An 18,253-nucleotide genomic window follows, 5' to 3' on the forward strand; every position below is an offset into this window, starting at 1 on the left:
AGCGATTCCCGGCCCCTTTTCGCGAGGTATCGGCAAGAACTTACGGCTTGGGCTTGGGCAGCGGAGCAGCGGGCTGCCCAGCGGCGGCGGCGGCCTTGGCATCCTCTTCCGCTTCCTGGCGCTGGCGCTGGTCGAAATAGGCCTTCTCGGCTTCCTCGACCCGCTTCTGCTGCTCGGCGGCATCCGCATCAATGGTGGACAGGCGCTTCTCGCGTTCGGCCTGGATCAGTTCGCTGAACTTAACGTCCGAACCGTTCTTCTTTTCGGCATAGGCACGGTCGATCAGCTTCTGGGTGCACCCTGAAGCACCGCCCGCACCGACCGGCGAACAGCTCATGTTGCCGAAAGCACCCACTGTTTCATAAGCCTGGACCTTGTTGGTCCAGGCATCGGACTTGGGCGAATCGATACCGCGCAGCGGTTCGGGAATACGGTAGCGCTCGGCTTCCGCCTTGCGGGCGCAGACGGTGATTTCGCCGCTGGCCGAGGCCGGGCAAGGATCGTCGCCATAGATGATGAGCTGGTTGACCTTCTCGTCACCGGCCCCGAGGCTGTCTTCCTGCGCCGCAGCCGGAAGCGCGCCGAGGGTCAGCCCAAGCCCGAACGTGGCGATGGCTGCTGCTGTGGTCAGGAGGCGCGTCATGGGAAACTCCAGCTTGGTCGAGAACGTCGCGTGACCCGATATAGGGTCTGACGGCCTTGAACGGTACCTTAAGGTAACATGGCACCCCTCTTGGGCGCCAATATAACGCCCGGATTTCAGATTCTTTCCGAGAGCTTGATCGCTACGCGGCATCCGAGTCGGATCGCATTGAACAGGAGCGGATAGGCAGGCGCCTCTTCAGCCCCGGCCGCCAGGGCAGCGTCGCGGTGTTCGCGCTCCTCATCCCGGAACTTGAGGATGGCCTCGCCCAGTTCTGGATCCTCGTCGCCAAGGTCCTCAAGCTGCTCGGTGTAGTGGCGGTCGATCTCGGTCTCGATCGCGGCGGTGCACGCCATCGCCGCCTTAGGGCCGATCAGCGCCGTTGCCGCGCCGAGCGCATAGCCCGCCACCGACCATACCGGCTGAAGCAATGTCGGGCGCACGCCGCGTTCCGCGATCATCGCATCGAAGCGCGCCTTATGCTCGGCCTCCTGCTCGGCCATGCCGGCGATCTCGGTGGAGTGCGGCGCGCGCGCGCCCATCACCGCAAGCTGGCCCGCATAGATCCGCGTCGCCCCATATTCGCCGGCCTGGTCGACGCGCAGCATCCGCGCGGCCTTGGGTGACGTCATGGCTGGACCTTCAGACTGCGGGCGACGAAGCCGAACACGGCCAGCGCGCCCAGGGTGGAGATGAGGAAGTTGAATCCGGCGAGCGAAATTCCCCCAAGCGTCCAGGGCGCAACGTCGCACCGGATCACCGGCGCGTTCATGATCGCATCCATCGGGTCGACACCGGCCGCGAACGGGCTGGACGTGCAGGCGGTCATGCCTTCCCACCAGCCGTATTCGACTCCGGCATGGAAACCGCCGATGAGGCCCGAAACCAGCACGCCCAGCGCCGCCACCGCCACCAGCGGGCGGACCGGACGCCAGAAAAAGGCGAGCGCGGCAAAGACGATCGCGAACATGTGCGGATAGCGCTGCCACCAGCACATTTCGCAAGGATGCAGGCCGAAGGCATACTGGCTGACATAGGCCCCGCCGAGCAGGACCACGGGAATGGCGAAAGCCAGCGCGCGGGCGGCGCGCAAGGGTGCGGCAACGGCAACGGTCATCGCGGCGGCCTCAGTCCTTCTGCGCGGTCTTGGGCGCGACCTGCCCGCTTGCGGCGGGCGCCGTATAGCGTGCCAGCGCGGGCTTTCCGGCGGTGCGACGCAGCGTGTCGATCGCATACGTGAGCTGGAAATCGTCGATTCCCTGCTTCTTCAGTTCATCGGCGGAGATCTTGAAACGCGGATCGTCCATCTTGTCGGTTTCCAGATCCTTGTCGCCCATCGCCGCCTCGTTGATGAGGTGACCGCGGAGATCGGATTCGCGCACCGCGCGTTCGGCACGGACCCGCGCGTCGGGATCGGAAAGCTGCGGCACCTTGATGTCGGGAACGATGCCGCCCTCCTGCACCGAGTGTCCCGAAGGCGTGAAGTAACGTGCCGTGGTGAGCTTCACCGCGCTGTTCTTGTCGAGCTGGATGAACGACTGGACCGAGCCCTTGCCGAAAGTGCGTTCGCCCATGATGACGGCGCGGTGCTGGTCCTGAAGCGCACCCGCCACGATTTCGGAAGCCGAAGCCGAACCGGCATCGACCAGCACGACGATCGGCATGCCTTTCACGGTATCGCCCTTGAACATCGATTCTGCGCGGTAATACTGGTTCTCGCTGGCGATGCGGCCGCGCTGGGAAACGATCACGCCCTTGTCGAGGAACAGGTCGGACAGCGCCACCGCCTCGTCAAGCGAGCCACCCGGGTTGGAGCGCAGGTCAAGTACGAGCCCGTCCAGCTTCACGCCCTTGGTGGCGGCCTGTTTCTTCAGGTCGGCGATGCCCTTGTTCACGAAGTTGCCGACATCGCGCGAAAACTCGTTCACCGAGATCACGCCCACGTCGTTCTTCAGTTCCCAGGTCACCGGTTCCAGTTCGATCACGCCGCGCGTTACCGTCACGTCGAAAGGTTCGTCACGGCCGGGGCGGTAGATCGTCAGGCGGATCGAGGTGCCGGCCTGGCCGCGCATCTTGGAGACCGCCTCGTCCAGGTCGCGCTCGTAATAGAGCACGCCGTCGAGATGCGTGATGTAGTCGCCCGCCTTGATGCCGGCCTTTTCCGCGGGGCTGCCCTTGAACGGAGAAACGACCTTCACGGCGCCGTCATCCTCGACCACCGAGAGACCGAGGCCGGTGTAATTGCCGTCGATCATGGTCTCCAGCCGCTGGAGCGAGGGACCGTCGAGATAGTTGGAATGCGGATCGAGGCTGGCCAGCATCCCGTCGATCGCGCCCTTGATCAGCTTGTCGTCGTCCACCTGGTCGACATAGTTCGCCTTCACCAGTTCGTAGATGGTGAAGAGCTTGCTGAATTCGGGATTCACGCGGCTGTCCACCGCGGAAAGACCGGACGTCGCCACGGGAAGGACGGCCACGGCCGACACCAGCAGGGCAGCGCGCATCAGGGGAGCGAATTTCATCTGGCTGGAATGCCTTTTCGTACGTCACGTCCGGCCGGGACCGGCGGGGATTTCTGACTGTAATCCTACCGGGGCACGGGCACAATTGCCAGCAGTGCGGTGCATGTTCCGAAGGATTTAGGGTTTCGAAGATGAACGGGGCGCAAACGGGTAAGCGCCTCTCAGAGAGAACGGATATATTGCAGGGGATTCACGGTCTCTCCGCCCCGCCTCAGTTCAACCATCACGCGTGGATCGCGCGGCCCGGTCATGCCGATCGGCGCCCCCGCCACGACCTGCCTGCCGACTTGTGCGTCGAGCCGGGCCAGACCCGTCACCAGCGAGGTCCAGCCGCCGGCATGTTCGATGATGACGATGCGTCCGTAGCCGGGATAGGGCCCGGCGAAAGCGACGCGCCCGGCTGCGGGGGCGACGACTTGCGCATTCGCGCGCGGAGCCAGCGAAAGCCCGCGCGAAGGGGCCTGCCCCGGCAGGACCTCGCCATATCCCGTGACCAGCCGTCCCGTGACCGGCAGCATGTAGCTGGCCAGACCCTCGGGCGTGGCCACGAACTGCGATGCCTCGATCACGCGTGACTCTTCGGGACGGGGCGGGCGCATGATCGGTCCGGGCAGGGCTGCGAGCTGTTCGCGCAGAACGCCCTGTTCGCCCATCCGGTCAACAAGATCGCCAAGATCCCGCGCCTTTTCGGCGAGCGCCAGCGCCCGCTCGCCTTCCCGGGCCGCGATGCCGCTTGCCTGCCTGCCGGCAAGGCGCTGATTCGATTCCAGCACGGCGAGCGCCTTGCGCCGCTGCCGCATCTCGCCTTCCATTTCGGTGAGTTCATGTCCGGCGGCGAGCGCCTGCTGTTCCAGTGCGCGTCCGCGCTCGATCTCCGCCCGCAGGCCTGCGGTGCGCCGCTCGACCTGGGGAAGCATCGTGTCCAGCATCGCCCGGAGATAGACCGCATCCCGCACCGATCCCGGCCGCAGGAGCGCGAGAAGCGGCGGTCTTCGCGACAGGCGCTGCAACGATCCGGTCAGGCGCGAGAGGGGGGCCTGCCGCTCCGCCAACCTCTCCCGCAGCCCTACGCGCTGCAAGGCGATCAGCCTGACCTTGGCCTGCTGTGCGGCGATCCCGGCCTCCGTTTCCTGGATGCGCGCGGCAACGGCCGCAGTCTCTCTCGCGGTCTTCTCGGCCTGTTCGGTGACTTCGCGGGCCTTTCCCTCAAGCTTTTCGGCGCGCTTGCGGGCGGCATCGCTTTCACGGCGCGCCGCGAGCATGTCCTGCTGTGCCTGGGTCGCGTCTGCCGCCGGGTCCAGCACCGCGAGCGCACCCGTCTGGGTAAGGCCATTCCCTGCGACGACAGCCACGCCAAGTCCCAGCGCAATGACGGTGACGACGGGCAGGGGGCGCGGGAAGAGCTTCACGCCGCCGTGATTAGGGCAGCATGAGTCCGGCGGGAAGAGGAGAAAAGCGGGCGTCCCGCAACGGAGACGCCCCACTGGAGTTTCGTGCGGCGGTTCGGCTCAGGCGGCTTCCTTCTCGATCCATTCGGGATAGAAGCTGGGTTCGCGTTCCGACCACCCGTGCGCGGTTGCAGCGGCTTCGCTGATCGAATGGAGCAGCGTGCGGCGGCGATCCGGCCTGATCTGGGGAAGCGCGGCGGCCCCGCAGAACGCGCCCGGAAGCCAGGGGCGAACCCAGGCGCCCAGCAGCCGCTCATAGAGGAAGCGGAAAGCCGGGAAGGATTCGATGCGTTCCTGCGCCAGGTCGAAGGCGGCGATCCGCACCATCCGGCCCACGAAAGTCTCGATATCGTCGAAACCGAACTCGTCCGGACGCATTTCGCGCAGCGACGCGAGATCGGCATAAGCCTCATACTGCTTGCGGATCGAGGAAGCTTCGGCGGCATCGCGCGCCCAGAGCCCGAGGGCATCCTGCCGACCGAGGCCCACGTCGAGGCTGCGCCGGATGTAGCGCTGCTCGCAGGACGTGAAGCTTGCAAACTCGCGGAGTTCGCCGATCGTGATGGTGGCCTTGCCCGTGTGAGTCATGATCGTGATCCTCGTGCCACGGAAGGACAATCCTTCCTGTCACAAAAACCAATTTCGGCCTCTTCGGTTGCTACAGCCTTAACCGCGCAAAGGTTTGTACACGATATTTGCGGTAAGATTCGTGCAAGATTCAATTCGGGACAGTTTGAAAGATGCCCTTTCGGGTATTTTTCAGTTCGTGTCCGGCCTTCCTTCGCGAACTGCCGGACACTAGGAAAGGCCGTTCAGATCAGCCCGGCGAGCGGGCTCGACGGATCGGCATATCGGCGCTGCGCCATGCGCCCGGCGAGATAGGCATCACGCCCCGCTTCGACCGCCAGCTTCATCGCGCGGGCCATGCGGATCGGATCGCGCGCTTCGGCGATGGCGGTGTTCATCAGCACGCCATCGCAGCCCAGTTCCATCGCCACGGCGGCTTCCGAGGCCGTGCCCACGCCCGCATCGACGAGCACCGGCACTTTGGCCCCTTCCACGATCAGGCGGACCGTGACCTTGTTCTGGATGCCCAGACCCGATCCGATCGGCGCACCGAGAGGCATCACCGCCACCGCGCCGCAGTCCTCGAGCTGCTTTGCAGCGATCGGATCGTCCACGCAGTAGACCATCGGCAGGAAACCTTCCTTCGCGAGGATTTCCGTAGCCTTCAGCGTCTCGCGCATGTCGGGGTAGAGCGTGCGCGCCTCGCCCAGCACTTCCAGCTTCACCAGATCCCAGCCGCCCGCCTCGCGCGCCAGGCGCAGGGTGCGGATGGCTTCGTCGGCAGTGAAACAACCGGCGGTGTTCGGAAGATAGGTGATCTTCTTCGGATCGATGAAGTCGGTCAGCATCGGCGCCTTGGGGTCCGAGACATTGACCCGGCGCACCGCCACCGTAACGATTTCCGCGCCGGAAGCCTCTACCGCTGCCGCGTTCTGCTCGAAATCCTTGTACTTGCCGGTGCCCACGATCAGGCGCGAACGGAAAGTACGACCAGCGACAGTCCAGGAATCTGCGGTCGAGGAATCAGATACGGTATCGGTCAAGGTTCTCGTCCTTTCGGGGAACGGTATGTCAGGATTCGGGCCGTTGCGCTTGCTCAGCCGCCGCCGACGAAGTGCACGATCTCCAGCACGTCGCCATCGGAGAGCAGCACATCGGCCAGGGTCGAGCGCGGGGCGATCTCGCCGTTATGCTCGACAGCGACCTTCTTCGGATCGAGGCCGATGCCGGCAACGAGATCGGCAATCGATGAGCCGGGCGCCGCGCGCCGCGGTTCGCCGTTCACGGTGAGGGAGAGTTCTGCAGCCATGGGCCGCAGATAGCGCGGAGAATGGATTTGGAAAGTGCCCAGGGTCCGGTCCCGGCACTTTCAGTGCGCGCGGTGCAGGTTCCGGATGTGCGCGAAGGCCACAAGCGCGACGCCGATGATCGTCAGGATCGATTCAGCAAGCCCGTGGCCAACCGCGATCGCCGTGGCCATGAAAGCAAGGCCCACCCCGCCGATCACCAGCGGGGCGATGCGGCCATGGCGCATGACGCCAAATCCCAGCGAAACCAAACCGACGACCAGCGCCAGCGCCAGTCCGACGCGATGAACTGCCGGCGAAAGCAGAACCTCGCCGCCAAGCCCTAGGAATCCCACGAGAACCACACCCAGAACGCAGTGCAGGGCACACAGTCCACTAAGGACGATGCCTGCCCGGTCCAGCCGGTTTCGAATCGCGTTGAAGGCGGTGCGCATGCGTGACCATGTATGTGACGTTGTAACATTCATCAAGTCCCGACCTTGACGCGCAACATTCGGTCGACGCGCCTCTTGCGCATTTCGTCGCAAGATCGCAGGGATTTGCGCCATGAGAGTCTCTGACGGTCGCCCCATCCTCGGTACAGCCGACGATATCGCCCCCATGGTTCGCTGGCTGCTGTTCGTAGCCGCGCTGGTTGTCCTTATCGTTGCAGTCGGAGGCATTACCCGGCTGACCGAGTCCGGGCTCTCCATCACCCAGTGGAAACCGCTCACCGGCGCGATCCCGCCGCTGACCGACGCCCAGTGGCAGGCAGAGTTCGCCCGCTACAAGCAGATCCCGCAGTACATCGACGTCAACGGCCCGGCGGGCATGACGCTGGCGCAGTACAAGTTCATCTACTTCTGGGAATGGGTCCACCGCCTGCTGGCACGGGTGATCGGGCTGGCCTTCGCGCTGCCGCTGGCGTGGTTCTGGTACAAGCGGACGATTCCGCTGGGCTACAAGACCCGCCTTGTCGCACTGCTGGCGCTGGGCGGACTTCAGGGCGTGGTGGGCTGGTGGATGGTCTCCTCGGGCCTCAGCGCCGAAGCAGCCGACCGGGTGAGCCACTTCCGCCTCGCCGCGCACCTGCTGGTCGCGTTGACGACGCTCGGCGGCCTCGTATGGACCGCGCTCGACCTTCGCGAGTTGCGACGCGGGCAGGCGCCGGCCCGCCTGACCCGATTCAGCGCGCTGGCATTGGGCATGTTGTTCTTCCAGCTGTTCATGGGCGCGATGGTGGCCGGCCTGCGTGCCGGTTACGTCGCGGGGATGGGCTGGTTCAGCATGGACGCCTGGCCGCTCATGCAGGGCACGTTCTTCCCGGAGGGCGTGGAATGGGCGGGCGGCGCGCTCCATGCGCTCGTCAACGACCCGTTCCTGACTCACTTCATTCACCGCTGGTGGGCCTGGGCCGTGGTGGCCGCGCTGATCGTGATGGGCCGCCGCCTCAAGGCCCGGCATGCGCGTCTGGCCTCGATCGCGGTGCATTCGGCATTCGGCACGCAAGTGCTGCTGGGCATCTTCACCGTCTGGTCGGGCGTGGCCCTCTGGCTTGCGGTAGCGCACCAGCTCTGCGGCGCGCTTCTCGTCGCCGCCACGGTCTGGGGCGCCCACTGCCTCGGCCGGCGTGATCAGGTCGGGCTGGGGATGTGAGCGGGGATTCCGCGATTCCCGCCCTCATCTGGTGCCCCTTCCCGGACGAGGAAAGCGCCCTCGCGTCAGCAAATATTCTGCTCGACGAGGGACTCGTGGCTTGTGCGAACCTGCTGCCGGGCATGACCTCAATCTTCGTCTGGAACGGCAGGAAGGATAGCGCCCGCGAACACGGGCTGCTGCTGAAGACCAACGCGGGCCTGCTCGATGCGGCAACGGCGCGTCTCGCCGATATCCATCCTTACGATGAACCTGCCGTGCTGGGCTGGCGGTGCGATGCAGCGGCGACCGGAACCGTGGCCTGGTTGGCCGCAACAGGGCTCCATCAAGCATAGAGGTATCATTTTACCTCTATGGAAAACCGCGCTCTGCTTGACTTGCGCGCCCTTTTCGACGATTTGGCCGCCTTCCCGCGGTGCCCGAGATTCGTGAAAGCGAAAGATTCGGCCTCGCGAACTGAACATTAGGGATAGACCAGCCATGAAGGCGCTTACGAAGGTCACCCGGTCGATCAAGCCGGCCGAGGTGGAAAAGAAGTGGCATCTGATCGATGCCGAGGGTCTGGTGGTTGGCCGTCTCGCGGTCGTCATCGCCGACCTCCTGCGCGGCAAGCACAAGCCGAGCTTCACCCCGCACGTCGATTGCGGCGACCACGTCGTCGTGATCAACGCCGAGAAGGTGAAGTTCACCGGCAAGAAGCTGGGCGACAAGACCTATTACAAGCACACCGGCTATGCCGGCGGCATCAAGGAAGTGACCGCGGACAAGGTTCTCGCCGGTCGTTTCCCCGAGCGTGTCCTGGAAAAGGCCGTTGAGCGCATGATCCCCCGTGGTCCGCTCGGCCGCGACCAGATGCGCGCCCTGCACCTCTACGCAGGCACCGAGCACCCGCACGGTGGTACCCAGCCCGAAGCGCTCGACGTCGCTTCCATGAACCGCAAGAACAAGGTGGGCGCGTAATGTCCGATACCGAAACCGTTCAGAGCCTGTCCGACCTCAAGGACCTCGGCGAAGTCGCAACCGCCGTTGAAACGTCGGAAGAGACCTTCACGCCCGTCGTGTCGAACGCTCCCCTGCGCGAGCAGCAGCTCGACGCATACGGCCGCGCCTACGCCACCGGCCGCCGCAAGGACGCCGTGGCCCGCGTGTGGGTGAAGCCCGGCACCGGCAAGGTCATCATCAACGGCCGCGACCAGGAAGTGTACTTTGCACGTCCGACCCTGCGTCTCGTCATCAACCAGCCCTTCCAGGTTGCTGGCCGCGACGGCGCATACGACGTGATCGCCACCGTCAAGGGCGGCGGTCTCTCGGGTCAGGCCGGCGCCGTGAAGCACGGTATCGCCCAGGCTCTCTCCAAGTACGAGCCCGCCCTGCGCGCGTCCGTCAAGGCTGCCGGCTTCCTTACCCGCGACCCGCGCGTCGTCGAGCGTAAGAAGTACGGCCGTGCCAAGGCACGTCGTAGCTTCCAGTTCTCGAAGCGCTAAGCTTCTCGAGAGCTTCGTCTTACGAAAAAGGGTCGCGGGAAACCGCGGCCCTTTTTTGTTGCCTTCGGCAGGCGGCCAGTTTGCCAGGAGGCATCTCGGCCGGGTGCTTCCCGGCGCCCGAAATCGCGGCTGCCGGACTTCTCCAAACCGTCAGCAGATAGCAAGGTACCTGTCATTGGATAGGTACCTTGCCCTGCGTTATATCAACTACAACAAGGTACCTTGCGTTACACAATAGCTTGCGATATACACTGGTCATCCGCAGGAGATGATTCGATGTCCGAAATCGAAATCCAGTTGAAGAAGGGAGTGCTCGGCCTGTGCGTGCTCGCCCTGCTTTCCCGGGGCGACAGTTACGCCTACGAGATCGCCAGCCGCATGGCTGACGCGGTCGACATGGGGGAAGGCACGATCTACCCGCTCATGCGCCGCATGCAGTCGGACGGCCTCGTCGCGACCTACCTTGAGGAATCGCCCTCGGGTCCGCCGCGCAAGTACTACCGCATCACCGATACCGGCCGCAGCCGCCTTGCCGATCAGGTCGAGGAATGGCGCGGCTTCACCGCCGCCGTCGATGGACTGATCCAGGACATCGCACCGGCCCAGGAAGCAGGAGGACCGAGCCATGAAGCGTAACGAGTTCATCAAGCGCCTGAAGGCCGGCCTCAAGGGCATGCCGCAGGACGACATCGCCGAGATCGTGGCCGACTACGAAGCCCACTTCGAAGCCGGCGTCGCCGAAGGCCGCAGCGAGGAGGAAGTCGCCGAGGCTCTTGGCAATCCGGCGCGCCTCGCCCGCGAACTGCGCTTCGAGGCCGGCTTCCGGAACTGGGAAAGCGGCCGCTCGCCGTCCTCGGCCTGGGGGGCGATCCTTGCCTTCATGGGCCTTGCCACGATCGACATCCTGATCCTGCTGCCGATCGTCCTGCCCGTGCTGGGCGTGATGTTCGGGCTGTTCGTGGCCGCCATCGCGATCTTCATCGCTGGTGGCTTCATCCTGATCGCCGGGCCGTTCAGCGGGTTCCCCGGCGGCATCCTGGTCGCGATCCTCGCAGGGCTCGGAACCATGAGCGCCGCCGTGGCGATGGCCGCGCTGCTGACACTGGTCAGCATCTGGATCATCAATGCCCTCATGTGGTTCGGCCGCCTGCATTATCGCGTGATCGAACCCGCCATCCATCCCGAAAACTGAAAAGTTCGAACGAAAGGAACCCAGTGATGTTCAGGAAACTGCTCATCGTATTCGCCAGCGGCCTGATCCTTACGATCGTCGCATTCAGCGCGGCATGGCTCGTCGGCGGCGAAAAGCTCCGCGAAGACATCAACAAGGGCGACGTGAACTGGTCCTTCAGCGATGATGACGACGACGAAAGCCCCCGCATCACCCGCAACTTCCAGATCGAGCCCGGCGCACGCCTGACCATGGACGTTCCCGTGCAGCTCGTCTTCACGCGCGGCGACAAGGCCGGAATGGTCGTCAGCGGCCCCCAGAAGCTGGTCGACCGCCTGACATGGGAAAATGGCCGCCTGGGCGTCAAGGGCAGCTGGCATGGCCGCAAGAGCCTCCGCGTGGAGATCACGGCACCCGAGATCGAAGGCCTCGATTTCGACGCGCCGGGTGACGTCACGCTTACCGGCCTCGATCAGGACAGCCTGATCCTGAACGGCAATGGCGCACTCAGCCTCGAAGCTTCGGGCAAGGTCGGCAAGCTCGCCGTCACCACGGACGGCGCCGGCAACCTCGATTTCGGCAAGGTCGAAGCCAGGGACGCCACCATCCGCGTGAACGGCGCCGGAAACGTGACGATCGGCGCAACCGGCAATGTCGACGTCGAGATCAACGGCATCGGCAACGTCAGCCTCGTTCGCAAGCCGGTTAATCTCAAGACCCGGATCAACGGCATCGGCAACGTCGATCACGACTACAAGTAGGAATTCCCTACAGGAACCAGACCGCCGCGAACCCTTTCGCGACGGCTGAACGAAAAAATGGCCGCACCGTTTCGACGGTGCGGCCATTTCTCGTTTCCGGCTGTCTCGACCTGAATCAGTGGACCGGCGGATCGACGGGCGGAACGGCACCGACCGGCGCCACCGGCTCACCCGGAGTGCGCGGGGGCAGGGCGTTCTCAGGCACTTCGTCGATCTGCATCGCCGGGGTGGGCACTTGCTCAAGGTTGCGGGCAACCACGCGAATCTCGTTCCCGTCGACGGTGATTTCGTTGAAGCTGGGCGGGGTCGAGCGGATGCGCTTCGACAGCGTTCCCGCCCCGATCATGCGCAGTGGGCCTGCCGGAGTCTCTGCGGTCAGGTCGAAGGCGTCATGGATGTGGCCGGACAGGATCGCCATGACCTTGCGCCCCGCAAGCACTTCCATCGCATGCGTTCCGTTGATCGTCAGCAGCTTCCCATCGGCGCGCCGTTCCGGCAGCGGATGATGCGCCGCCACCAATACGCGGGTTCCGGCGGGAAGAGCGTCGATCGCGGCCACCGTTTCGGCCAGCGCCTTTTCGGTGACGCAGCCGTTCGACCAGGGGAAGCGCTGCCATTGCGCCCGCGTCGTCGTCTTGAGCGGAACGATCGCCAGATTCGGCAGATCGAGCTGCGCCTCGACCATCCGCTCAATCGCGTGGAACCGCTTGTAAGGCGTGAAGAACCGTTCGAAGAGATTGAAATAGGGCAGATCGTGATTGCCGACTTCCACCGTGACCGGCACGTTCAGTCCCTTGATCCAGTTCGTGGCCGCCTCGAATTCGGGATGGCGCGCGCGCATCGTCAGGTCGCCGGTAATCGCGACGGCATGCGGATTTTCGCGCGCGATGCAAGCTTTAGCCCAATTTATGGCCCGCTGGTCCTCCAGGCCGAAGTGAATGTCGCTCAGGTGGAAGAGGCGGATCGGATCGCGGGGTGAATCGTCAGGAAGCATCGAGCGTCGTTACCAGATCGACTTCGCAAGTCGCGAGGTAAAACTCCTCCTCCGTGCCGCCATCGAAAGGTTCGCCGTCGATCAGCAGCCCCATCGGCTCGCCCTCGGGGCAGACCAGCTTCAGCCGTTCGTGCTTTCCGAGCGGATCGTGCGGACCGTCGCGGAAATTGCGGTTGAGGAGAGCGATTCCCTGTCCGGCATAGTCGGCCAGCGATTCGGCATAGAATCCGTTCGCTTCGAGACCGTCGTCGCGTGGATTGACGGTGATCGCGGCGTAGCCGTCCTCGCGCCCACAATCGGCCTGGGCACAGAACACTCTCGGGCCATTGGCCGATTGCGAGATCGCCTCTCGCGTCGTCGCCACGAATTCGAGGATGTTCACCGCGCGCATGGCTTCGCGCACTTCGTTCCACACGGTGCCGGGCCCGGCCAGCACCCCCGTCAGCCCGATGCCGTGACGGCTGCGGATCACGGTCGGCCGCCGGGTACGCAAATCCGCGCCTTCGAGGCGGCCGACGATATCCGCCACCGGAACATCGCCATGCATGCGCTTCGCCAGGAGATTCATGGTTCCTCCCGGCAGCACGAGCACCGGTCCGTTCCAGCCCTCGGCCCGCGCCACCACCGAATGGGTGGTTCCGTCCCCGCCGAAAGTGACCAGCAGGGTCACTCCCGCTTCATCTAGCGCTTCAGGGGCCGGGGCATCCTCGTCGGGAAACCGGATCGTGCGTTCCACGTGAAAACCGGCCTGCTCCAATGCCTCTTTCAGTTCGGCGACCGAGGCGTCGTCATTGCTGCCGCTGGCCGCATTGCACACCAGCCAGGTCTTGCGGGGTTCGGGAATATCTCTGTTTGCCATGTCGCCAGAAACCGGCGCCGCCGAAACGGGTTCCCGCCTAAAGTCGGCGGTTGGCGACTAGCCAGGCAGAAAGACCGTTGAGCCCGCTATAGAGCAGGTAGATCCACGCCCAGCCCGACGATCCCGCCGCCACCATGACCATCGCGCCGAGCAGCATCGCGAATTCCACCAGCAGGCTCAATCGCCCGCCGAGCGGCCGGAAAAACCACGGGATCTGAGAAAGCATCGGGTGCCCGCTTTCGAGCACCGCCTTGTGAGCGGCGAAGTTGAAAATTCCAAGAAGGAAGACGACGGCCAGTCCCATAAGTACATACAAATCGTACATCGAAAGCACTGCTGCGACCAGTGCTCCAGAATAGTCATCTAATCGGCTGCGTGATTCGCAGTTGTCGTTTGCCGAATGGCAATCAGCGGCAAGTCGTTCGTCGGCCACGGACGTCGTTCATCCCCCGATCCGCCCCTTCGTCGAAGTTGGACAGCCAGCAGTCGACCCTCGCGCGATGCCGTGCCGATTCGGCGGCACAAGGAACTCACAGAGCCGGAAGCGATCAACCGCAACATACGGCTCACCTTTGGAGGAAGAGACGATGTTCAAGACCAACATGATCGCCGCCGCTGCAATTGGCCTGGCTCTGGGTGCAGCTGCCGCCACCGCAACTCCCGCTGCTGCCAAGACCACCAAGGTCTACTACAGCGACCTGAATCTCTCCAGCCCGGAAGGTCAGCGCAAGCTGGACCACCGCATCGAGATCGCCGCTCGCGAAGTCTGCGACTACAACCGCACCGCCACCGGGACGCGCATCCGCAGCGCCGAAGCGACCGAGTGCTACGTCCAGGCCCGCGCCAATGTGCGTGAACAGGTCGCCAGCGCCGTCACCAGATCGAATTCCGCCCAGCACTTCGCGATCAGTCAGTAAGACCGCGCGAAGGGCGTCACGAAGTCCCTAAAAAATAATCTGGATGCTACCTGGCGGGCCCTAGCGGCCCGCCATCTTTTTGACGGTCGGTAAATAGGTTCGGCCGATCCGCAGGGCATCGCCGCCCGCCGTTTCGACCGACCAGACGCCGAGACCCTCGTGGCGCAGCCCGGTCACATGATCGCGGCGCAGGATGCAGCTGCGATGGATGCGGATGAAGTGTTCCGGATCGAGCCGCTCCTCAAGGCTGGTGATGGTCTGGAGCAGCAGGTAGCTCTGTCCGCGCACATGAAGGCGCACGTAGTCGCGCTCGGCGTCGATCCGCTCGACGTCGGCGGCCGGAACACGCACGAGTTCCGAGCGATGCGGCACCCAGAATTCATCGAGCCACTGGCTGGCCGGCTCGGTCCGCTGCGTTCCGCGCCTGGACATGACGCGCCCGACGGCGCGCTCCAGCCGATCGGGCGCGACCGGCTTCAGCACATAGTCGATCGCGTCGAGATCGAACGCCTCCACCGCGAATTCGTCATGCGCGGTGACGAAGATCACCGCCGGCGCATCTTGCTTGCCGGAAAGCCGACGCGCGACGGTAAGGCCGTCAGTCTCTGGCATGGTCAGGTCCAGCAGGACGAGATCGGGCGTCAGTGCCTCGATCAGGCGTAGCGCCGCCTGACCGTCGCTCGCCGTGCCGATCACCGACACCCCCTCTATCCGGGAGCAGATGACCTGCATGCGCTCAACCGCGAGCGGTTCATCGTCGACGATCAGCGCGCGCAGCGGCGCGGCGCTTGAAACTTCAGGACTGTTTTCAGGCAAAACCGCGCTCCAGGGGCAAGCGTAGCGTCGTGGCGAAGCCGCCCTCTGGGCGCTTGCCGGATTCGATGGTGGCAGCCTCGCCATAACGGGCGCGCAGGCGGTCCCGCACATTGCCGAGGCCGATCCCGAAACCGCCGCTGTTGTCCGGGCAGCCCGGACCGTCATCACTGACGGCGATTGCCAGCATGTCGCCATCCCGCCTTGCATGAATGGCGATCGTCACCGGCCGCTGGGTAGCAGCGACGGCGTACTTCACCGAGTTCTCTACAATCGGCTGGAGGATCATGCCCGGCACCATCGCACCGAGAACGGCATCGTCAACATCAATCGTCGTGACCAGGCGATTCGGGAAGCGCACGGCTTCTATTTCGAAATAGAGCTTCTGCATCTCGATCTCGTCGATCAGCGCGAGGTCGTTGGTCGGATCGTCGGACAAGGTTCGGCGGTAGAACGTCGAAAGGTTCTGGATCATCTTCTCGGCATCGTCCTGCCGGCCGATCATGACCAGCGCGGAAAGCGAGTTGAGCGTGTTGAACAGGAAGTGCGGGTTCACCTGGTAGCGCAGCGACCGCAGCTCCGCGGCGGCGGCGGCGCGGCGATATTCGCCCTCGCGCCATTCGGCGGCGCGGGCCTCCTCCGCCTTCACGAGCGCGAAATAGAGCGCCGCCCAGGCGAGGACCAGGAAATAGCGACCGAACGTGATATCCGCGAAAGCCGCCCAGTGCGCATAGCTTTCCCCGAACACCTTGTTGGTGTGAATGGTGATCGCGGAATCGGACGTCTGCGTGTCCGTGGTCGCCGAGGCGTTTCCGCTTGGATCGTCCGAAGGCGCTGCCTCGCTCGCGCTGCCGTCCGGCATGACCGACTTGGGCAGGTCGACAAGGATGTTCCCGGCTTCGTCGCGGCTGATCCGCACCTTGCCCGCAGCCACGGCCGCGGCTTCTTCCTCGTTGCCGTAAGCCTGGGTCGTCACGATGTCGGAGAAGATCGCATCGTTGATGAGCGTCAGCGCCAGCGACAGCGGCAAAGCCCCCACCAGCACCACGACCAGTCGCATCCCCGCCGACTTGCGGTCCAGCAATTGCAGCAGCGGCCAGACCGCCGCCATGAGCAGCATGGAGAGGATACAGATCGTCAGGCGCCGGGAGATGATCGGCCAGACCAGTTCGTATCCGACCACCGCCCCCCGCAGGGTGGCGACGAGGAAGAAACAGGCCCAGAGGGCGGCAAGCGATAGCAGGACGAGCCGCGCTGGCACGCGCGGCTGATTGGCGACAGTCGTCATCCCGGAGGGATAGCGCGAAATATCCCGTCCGCGCCAGCTCCCTGATCGAAGCGGAACCGACGTTCGTCGAACCGGCCCGACCGGAAGGGTCGATCCGGCGAAGCGCTCCGCCGGATCGACCTGAACTTACGCCGGAAGCAGATGCTCCCTGGCGATCTTTTCCTTCCACACCAGCGGGGCGAGCTGGTGGACGTTCTTGCCTTCGGAATCGACCGCCACGGTCACCGGCATGTCCTTGACGGTGAATTCGTAGATCGCCTCCATGCCAAGGTCCGCAAAGCCGACGACCTTGGCTTCCTTGATCGCGCGGGCGACGAGGTAGGCGGCGCCGCCAACGGCCATCAGATAGGCCGACTTGTGCTTGGCGATGGACTCGGTAGCGGCAGGGCCGCGTTCCGACTTGCCGATGCTGGCCAGCAGACCAAGGTCGAGCATGGTGTCCGAGAACTTGTCCATGCGGGTGGCGGTGGTCGGGCCGGCGGGGCCGACGACTTCCTCGCGCACCGGATCGACGGGGCCGACGTAGTAGATCACGCGGCCCTTGAAATCGACCGGCAGCTCTTCACCCTTGGCGAGCATGTCGGCGATGCGCTTGTGCGCGGCATCGCGGCCGGTGAGCATCTTGCCGTTGAGCAGCAGGCGGTCGCCCTGCTTCCAGCTCTGGACGATCTCGGGGGTGAGGGTGTCGAGGTCGACGCGCTTGGCGCCGGCATCGGGGGCCCATTCCACCTGCGGCCATTCATCGAGGTTGGGCGTTTCGAGGAAGGTCGGGCCCGAACCGTCCAGCGTGAAGTGCGCGTGGCGGGTGGCGGCGCAGTTCGGGATCATGGCGACAGGCTTGCCGGCGGCATGGCACGGCCAGTCCATGATCTTGACGTCAAGGATGGTGGCCAGGCCGCCAAGGCCCTGCGCGCCGATGCCAAGGGCGTTCACCTTGTCGAAGATCTCGATGCGCAGCGCCTCGATATCGTTCCGGGGGCCGCGCTGCTTGAGTTGGGCCATGTCGATCGGCTCCATCAGGCTCTGCTTGGCAAGCTTGACGCAGTGTTCGGCGGTGCCGCCGATGCCGATGCCCAGCATGCCCGGCGGGCACCAGCCGGCGCCCATCTGGGGCAGCATCTCGATCACCCAGTCGACAATGGAATCGCTGGGATTCATCATCTTGAACTTCGACTTGTTCTCGCTGCCACCGCCCTTGGCCGCGACGTCCACCGAGACCTTCGATCCGGGGACCATGCTGACCGAGAGCACCGAAGGCGTATTGTCCTTGGTGTTGCGGCGGGTGAAGGCGGGGTCCGCCAGCACCGAGGCGCGCAGCTTGTTCTCGGCATTGTTGTAGGCGCGGCGGACGCCTTCATCGACCACTTCCTGCAGCGACTTCTCGGATTCGAGGCGGCAGTTCTGGCCCCATTCGATGAAGACGTTGACGATTCCGGTGTCCTGGCAGATCGGGCGATGCCCTTCCGCGCACATGCGGCTGTTGGTCAGAATCTGCGCGATGGCGTCCTTGGCCGCCGGGCCCTGCTCCGCCTCGTAGGCATCGCCCAGCGCGCGGATATAGTCCATCGGGTGGAAGTAGCTGATATACTGGAGGGCGTCGGCGACACTGTCGATCAGGTCGTCTTCGCGGATCGTCACCATCTGCGTCATGGAAAAATGCTCCCGTTTTTCGGATCGCGTGATTTTGCCGGCTCCTTAGACCCGGATTGGATTTTGCGCAAAAGCGCATTTCACGCGTCGATTCTTGTGTTCCACGCGCCAGTGGTTGCGTCTCGGGGAACGGTATCGTCAAAGCGTCACGATTGATCGACCAAGGTATTTCAAACCGCTTGGCCTCAATCGCC

At 64.4% G+C, this 18,253-nt stretch carries 23 protein-coding genes; 8 read left to right on the forward strand and 15 right to left on the reverse strand.

Going from position 1 to position 18,253, the window contains the following annotated elements:
- Nucleotides 1-40: 40 nt before the first annotated feature.
- From U9J33_RS01615 to U9J33_RS01655, 9 genes are all read right to left on the reverse strand, one after another.
- Nucleotides 41-643, reverse strand: coding sequence for a hypothetical protein (locus U9J33_RS01615; protein ID WP_132468631.1), 603 nt, complete (start codon nt 641-643; stop codon nt 41-43).
- Nucleotides 644-759: 116 nt separating this feature from the next.
- Nucleotides 760-1,275 (reverse strand): demethoxyubiquinone hydroxylase family protein, encoded by a 516-nt coding sequence (locus tag U9J33_RS01620; RefSeq protein WP_054442093.1) that lies wholly within the window; start codon nt 1,273-1,275, stop codon nt 760-762.
- Entirely contained in the window at nt 1,272-1,760 is a 489-nt protein-coding gene (locus tag U9J33_RS01625; RefSeq protein WP_324697426.1) for a disulfide bond formation protein B, read from the reverse strand. The genes U9J33_RS01620 and U9J33_RS01625 overlap by 4 nt, the downstream gene beginning before the upstream one ends.
- Nucleotides 1,761-1,770: 10 nt before the next feature.
- Nucleotides 1,771-3,165, reverse strand: coding sequence for a S41 family peptidase (locus U9J33_RS01630; protein ID WP_324697428.1), 1,395 nt, complete (start codon nt 3,163-3,165; stop codon nt 1,771-1,773).
- A gap of 161 nt (nt 3,166-3,326) precedes the next feature.
- Complete coding sequence (locus U9J33_RS01635; RefSeq protein WP_324697430.1) at nt 3,327-4,574, reverse strand: murein hydrolase activator EnvC family protein; 1,248 nt, start codon at nt 4,572-4,574, stop codon at nt 3,327-3,329.
- A 99-nt stretch (nt 4,575-4,673) separates the two neighbouring features.
- A complete protein-coding gene (locus U9J33_RS01640; protein ID WP_054442265.1) occupies nt 4,674-5,201 on the reverse strand; it encodes a hypothetical protein in 528 nt (175 codons plus the stop codon).
- Nucleotides 5,202-5,425: 224 nt separating this feature from the next.
- The gene (locus U9J33_RS01645; protein WP_324697433.1) at nt 5,426-6,223 is read right to left on the reverse strand and encodes a bifunctional sulfur carrier protein/thiazole synthase protein; all 798 of its coding nucleotides are present in this window, start codon (nt 6,221-6,223) and stop codon (nt 5,426-5,428) included.
- A gap of 53 nt (nt 6,224-6,276) precedes the next feature.
- Nucleotides 6,277-6,489 carry a sulfur carrier protein ThiS gene (thiS, locus tag U9J33_RS01650; RefSeq protein WP_054442089.1) on the reverse strand — a complete coding sequence of 71 codons (213 nt, stop codon included), beginning with the start codon at nt 6,487-6,489 and terminating at the stop codon, nt 6,277-6,279.
- A 60-nt stretch (nt 6,490-6,549) separates the two neighbouring features.
- Nucleotides 6,550-6,921 carry a MerC domain-containing protein gene (locus tag U9J33_RS01655; RefSeq protein WP_185998358.1) on the reverse strand — a complete coding sequence of 124 codons (372 nt, stop codon included), beginning with the start codon at nt 6,919-6,921 and terminating at the stop codon, nt 6,550-6,552.
- 112 nt (nt 6,922-7,033) lie between these two features.
- Here U9J33_RS01655 and U9J33_RS01660 point away from each other — a divergent pair, with 112 nt between their 5' ends.
- The 7 genes from U9J33_RS01660 (at nt 7,034) to U9J33_RS01690 (ending at nt 11,538) form a co-directional block, all read left to right on the forward strand.
- Nucleotides 7,034-8,122 carry a COX15/CtaA family protein gene (locus U9J33_RS01660; RefSeq protein ID WP_185998357.1) on the forward strand — a complete coding sequence of 363 codons (1,089 nt, stop codon included), beginning with the start codon at nt 7,034-7,036 and terminating at the stop codon, nt 8,120-8,122.
- Complete coding sequence (gene cutA / locus U9J33_RS01665; RefSeq protein WP_185998356.1) at nt 8,119-8,457, forward strand: divalent-cation tolerance protein CutA; 339 nt, start codon at nt 8,119-8,121, stop codon at nt 8,455-8,457. Before U9J33_RS01660 ends, cutA begins: the two co-directional genes overlap by 4 nt.
- A gap of 145 nt (nt 8,458-8,602) precedes the next feature.
- Nucleotides 8,603-9,082, forward strand: a complete 480-nt coding sequence (gene rplM / locus U9J33_RS01670; RefSeq protein WP_054442085.1) for a 50S ribosomal protein L13 — start codon at nt 8,603-8,605, stop codon at nt 9,080-9,082.
- Nucleotides 9,082-9,606, forward strand: coding sequence for a 30S ribosomal protein S9 (gene rpsI, locus U9J33_RS01675; protein WP_132468630.1), 525 nt, complete (start codon nt 9,082-9,084; stop codon nt 9,604-9,606). The genes rplM and rpsI overlap by 1 nt, the downstream gene beginning before the upstream one ends.
- A 276-nt stretch (nt 9,607-9,882) precedes the next feature.
- A complete protein-coding gene (locus tag U9J33_RS01680) occupies nt 9,883-10,242 on the forward strand; it encodes a PadR family transcriptional regulator (protein WP_185998355.1) in 360 nt (119 codons plus the stop codon).
- Nucleotides 10,232-10,798 (forward strand): DUF1700 domain-containing protein, encoded by a 567-nt coding sequence (locus U9J33_RS01685; RefSeq protein ID WP_054442082.1) that lies wholly within the window; start codon nt 10,232-10,234, stop codon nt 10,796-10,798. The genes U9J33_RS01680 and U9J33_RS01685 overlap by 11 nt, the downstream gene beginning before the upstream one ends.
- Before the next feature lie 26 nt (nt 10,799-10,824).
- Entirely contained in the window at nt 10,825-11,538 is a 714-nt protein-coding gene (locus U9J33_RS01690; RefSeq protein ID WP_185998354.1) for a GIN domain-containing protein, read from the forward strand.
- A gap of 115 nt (nt 11,539-11,653) precedes the next feature.
- On the opposite strand, the gene U9J33_RS01695 is transcribed toward U9J33_RS01690, so the two are convergent.
- Genes U9J33_RS01695 through U9J33_RS01705 form a run of 3 tightly spaced genes read right to left on the reverse strand, consistent with a single transcriptional unit; the run spans nt 11,654 to nt 13,824 of the window.
- Entirely contained in the window at nt 11,654-12,532 is an 879-nt protein-coding gene (locus tag U9J33_RS01695; RefSeq protein WP_324697440.1) for a metallophosphoesterase, read from the reverse strand.
- Entirely contained in the window at nt 12,522-13,391 is an 870-nt protein-coding gene (locus tag U9J33_RS01700) for a diacylglycerol/lipid kinase family protein (protein WP_324697442.1), read from the reverse strand. Before U9J33_RS01700 ends, U9J33_RS01695 begins: the two co-directional genes overlap by 11 nt.
- 37 nt (nt 13,392-13,428) lie before the next feature.
- Nucleotides 13,429-13,824, reverse strand: a complete 396-nt coding sequence (locus U9J33_RS01705; RefSeq protein ID WP_324697444.1) for a hypothetical protein — start codon at nt 13,822-13,824, stop codon at nt 13,429-13,431.
- Nucleotides 13,825-13,978: 154 nt separating this feature from the next.
- On the opposite strand from U9J33_RS01705, the gene U9J33_RS01710 reads away from it, so the two are divergent.
- A complete protein-coding gene (locus tag U9J33_RS01710) occupies nt 13,979-14,308 on the forward strand; it encodes a UrcA family protein (RefSeq protein ID WP_165913177.1) in 330 nt (109 codons plus the stop codon).
- Nucleotides 14,309-14,368: 60 nt separating this feature from the next.
- On the opposite strand, the gene U9J33_RS01715 is transcribed toward U9J33_RS01710, so the two are convergent.
- The 3 genes from U9J33_RS01715 to U9J33_RS01725 all read right to left on the reverse strand — a co-directional run bounded on the left by U9J33_RS01715 (nt 14,369) and on the right by U9J33_RS01725 (nt 18,059).
- Nucleotides 14,369-15,040: a LytR/AlgR family response regulator transcription factor gene (locus U9J33_RS01715; protein ID WP_231636319.1), complete on the reverse strand. Its 672-nt coding sequence runs from the start codon at nt 15,038-15,040 to the stop codon at nt 14,369-14,371.
- A gap of 76 nt (nt 15,041-15,116) precedes the next feature.
- Complete coding sequence (locus U9J33_RS01720; protein WP_324697447.1) at nt 15,117-16,409, reverse strand: sensor histidine kinase; 1,293 nt, start codon at nt 16,407-16,409, stop codon at nt 15,117-15,119.
- 126 nt (nt 16,410-16,535) lie between these two features.
- A complete protein-coding gene (locus U9J33_RS01725; RefSeq protein WP_185998350.1) occupies nt 16,536-18,059 on the reverse strand; it encodes a fumarate hydratase in 1,524 nt (507 codons plus the stop codon).
- Nucleotides 18,060-18,253: the final 194 nt, after the last annotated feature.

It is taken from the genome of Novosphingobium sp. RL4 (genome assembly GCF_035658495.1).
GTDB lineage: Bacteria > Pseudomonadota > Alphaproteobacteria > Sphingomonadales > Sphingomonadaceae > Novosphingobium.